Consider the following 3,089-nt stretch of genomic DNA (forward strand, 5'->3'; position numbering starts at 1 on the left):
CTTCCTCCTGGGCCGCGCGCCGATGCCGGGGTTCCGCTGGTCCGATCTTGTCGGGAAGACCGTCATCGGGTTCGCCGAGGCGCCCACACCGTGGCAGTGCATGCTGACCGTGCTGCGGCGGAACGGCGTGGATCCGGCCGCCGTGCGCATCGAGCGTGAGCGCCACGTGCCGGAGGCGCTCGCGGCCTTCCGCGACGGGCACGGCGACTTCCTCGAGCAGACGCAGCCGATCGTCGAGCAGATGCTCGCAAGCGGCGAGGCCCACCTGGTCGCGTCCATGGGCGAGGCGACGGGGCCGGTGCCGTTCACCTCCTACATGACGACGCCCGACTTTCTCCGCCGTGAGCCCGACACCGTGCTCCGTTTTACGCGGGCGCTCTACCGCACACAGCGCTGGCTCGCGGGTCACGACGCCAAGGCCATTGCGGAGGTCATCGCGCCGGACTTCCCGAACATCGAGCGTGTGATCCTGGAGCGCGCCGTCGATCGTTTCTCGAGGCAGGGCACGTGGGCGCGTGACCCTATCCTGAGACAGCCCGGCTTCGACTACCTCCAGGAGATCCTTCAGACGGGCGGCTTCATCAGGAAGAGCCACCGCTACGAGGATCTCGTGGACACCTCGATCGCCGAACGGGCCGTCAGGGAGATGGAGGTGCGGCCCTGATCCTACCGACGCCACAGCTCTGGGCGGCCTGTCTGGCTGAGGCAGTTGGAGTCAGGTCTTGCAATCCAACATCAGGGCTCGGCAGATGATGGCTCGCTGCGGCGAAGTCCGGAGGGAAATGTAGGAATGCAAGACCTGACCCCGTGCTGAAGCCGTTGGGCGCGCTCTGAGGAGCGGTCCCGCTATTCGATGACCCGGTCGGCGCGCGCGAGCAGCGACTGCGGCACGGTGAGATTCAGCGTCCGCGCTGTCCTCAGGTTGAGAACCAGCTCAAACCGCGTCGGCTGCTCGATCGGGAGGTCGGCGGGCTTGGCGCCCTTCAGAATCTTGTCGACGTGTGAGACCGATTGCCGCACGATGTCGTCGATGTTGGGGCCATAGGAAAGGAGCGCACCGTTCTGGACCCATGCCCCCCAGCCCGTGGCGATCGGTATCCTGTTCTTCGCCGCGAAATCCAGAATCTGGCTCTGGCGAAGGATCATCAGGCGCGATGTCACCACGATGATGGCTTCCGCGCGGTCCCGCGTCGCCATCGCGAGGGCTCCCTCGAAGTCGTCGAGCTTGCGCACTTCGATCGACTGAAGGCGAATCCCAAGGCGTGAAGCGGCCGCCTGCGTGTCCTTGAAGTCCGGATCGGGGTGATCTGGATTCCACACGACCGCGACCCGTGAGACCCGCGGCATCACCTCGCGCAGGAATTCGAGCCTCTTGCCGGCCAGCTCGGAGAGAAGAAAGGTGAACCCGGTTAAGTTGCCGCCGGGATGCGCGAGGCTCGGCACGATACCGGCGCGAACCGGATCCAGACTCATCATCCCCACGATGGGTATGGTCGGTGTGGCGTTCTTGGCGAAGGGCACCACATCGCCGCCGACTGCGTAAATGAGGTCTGGCCGGAGCTGCACCAGATCTTCCGCGAGTGCCTTCAGACGCTCGGGCTTGCCCTCGGCATAGCGGAACTCGAGGGTGAGATTGCGGCCTTCGACGTAGCCGGCGGCTCGCAACGCTTCCCTGAAAACCGGCACATTGGGATCCGCGGTGGGTGAGCTGAAGAGGAGAACACCCACGCGATAGGTACGCGCTTGTGGCTGGCCGTGCACGTTGAGCGTCGTGATCGATAGGCAGACGGCGGTCAGGGCGGCTGCGAGAGCGATAGTCTTCGTCCGGCGTGGCGTCATGCGATCACCATAGCAGTTGGGGTCAGGTCTTGCAATCCAACATCAGGGCTCGGCAGATGATGGCTCGCTGCGGCGAAGTCCGGCGGGAAATGTAGGAATGCAAGACCTGACCCCGCTACTTCCGCGCCCACGTCTCGAGGCACGTGAGGGCGTCGGCGCGTCCGAGGGCGAGCAGGCGCGTCATCGCGTCGCGGTCGAAGTCGAGCGGCCGGAGCAGCATCGGTGCCGACGGTGTCAAGAGCTGCACGTCCACGTTGGGAGCGCGAAGGCGAGCCAGCTCCGTATCGCGGCGGATCTGGTGGACCATGACCAGTTCGAAGCTCGCCTCGAGCGCCCGGCGCATCGTCGTGGGCTCGGGGCTCCGCTCGGCCTGCGCGTAGCTCAGCACGACGACGGCGCGGCCCAGCGTCGGGTCCGCCTCGAGCGCCTCGAGCACCGGCGCGCGGCCGGTCAGCCCACCGTCCACCAGCAGCGCCCCATCCACCTCCACCGGCGGAAAGAGGCCGGGCACGGCCGAGGCCGCCATGAGCGCGTCCACCGTAACCGTACGGTTGTCGAAGATGCGCTTCTCGCCACGAACGAGATCGGTGGCGGTAACGACCAGGCGGATGGGAGAGTCGCGAAGACGGTCGAGATCGACCGAGGCGGCGATCAGATCCCGCAGGGGCGCCGGATCGAAGAGCGCGCTGGTCTCGTTCAGGACGAGCAGGGTGAGCCAGCCGGGCAGAAAGCCCGCGAAGATTACCGGCCCGCGCAGCGTGTAGACCTGCTCGCGCGTCACCGTGCGCCACATCGCCTCGAGCCGATCGGCCCGGCCGCTGGCGATCATGGCTGCATTGAGCGCGCCGGCGGAAGAGCCAGCGACGAGCCGGATGGGCAGCCCGCGCTCGACCAAGGCGGCGGCGACGCCGGCCTCGTAGGCGCCCTTGGCGCCGCCGCCCGAGAGCACCAGGGCCATGGGCGCGTCAGGCGGCACGCCGGACGCTCTGCATGACGCGCGGGCAGGCGCGGGCGCCATCATGATCGCGAGCGCGACGAGGGTGGCGACCGCCCGCGCGCCGTGGTGCCGATCTCTCACGCTTTCGGCTTCCAGTCTTTGAAGCGCTCGCGCAGGACCTTCTTGTCGAACTTGCCGACGGAGGTCTTGGGCACGGCGTCGATGAAGACGACCTCGTCGGGCAGCCACCACTTGGCCACACGCGGCGTGAGGTGCTCGAGGATCTCCTTCTCGCTCAGCTTGTCCTTGAACT

At 67.1% G+C, this 3,089-nt stretch carries 4 protein-coding genes; 1 reads left to right on the top strand and 3 read right to left on the bottom strand.

The features are described from left to right. Window positions 1-664: ABC transporter substrate-binding protein (locus tag VGV06_06935; GenBank protein ID HEV2054889.1), on the top strand; the 664-nt coding region annotated here is incomplete at its 5' end. 182 nt (window positions 665-846) lie between these two features. Here VGV06_06935 and VGV06_06940 read toward each other — a convergent pair. The 3 genes from VGV06_06940 to VGV06_06950 form a co-directional block, all read right to left on the bottom strand. Further along, complete coding sequence (locus VGV06_06940; GenBank protein HEV2054890.1) at window positions 847-1,839, bottom strand: ABC transporter substrate-binding protein; 993 nt, start codon at window positions 1,837-1,839, stop codon at window positions 847-849. A gap of 115 nt (window positions 1,840-1,954) precedes the next feature. Beyond that, the gene (locus VGV06_06945; protein ID HEV2054891.1) at window positions 1,955-2,917 is read right to left on the bottom strand and encodes a patatin-like phospholipase family protein; all 963 of its coding nucleotides are present in this window, start codon (window positions 2,915-2,917) and stop codon (window positions 1,955-1,957) included. Then, the gene (locus VGV06_06950) at window positions 2,914-3,075 is read right to left on the bottom strand and encodes a hypothetical protein (GenBank protein ID HEV2054892.1); all 162 of its coding nucleotides are present in this window, start codon (window positions 3,073-3,075) and stop codon (window positions 2,914-2,916) included. The genes VGV06_06945 and VGV06_06950 overlap by 4 nt, the downstream gene beginning before the upstream one ends. Between the last annotated feature and the right edge of the window lie 14 nt (window positions 3,076-3,089).

This window comes from Candidatus Methylomirabilota bacterium (assembly GCA_035936835.1).
GTDB lineage: Bacteria > Methylomirabilota > Methylomirabilia > Rokubacteriales > CSP1-6 > AR37.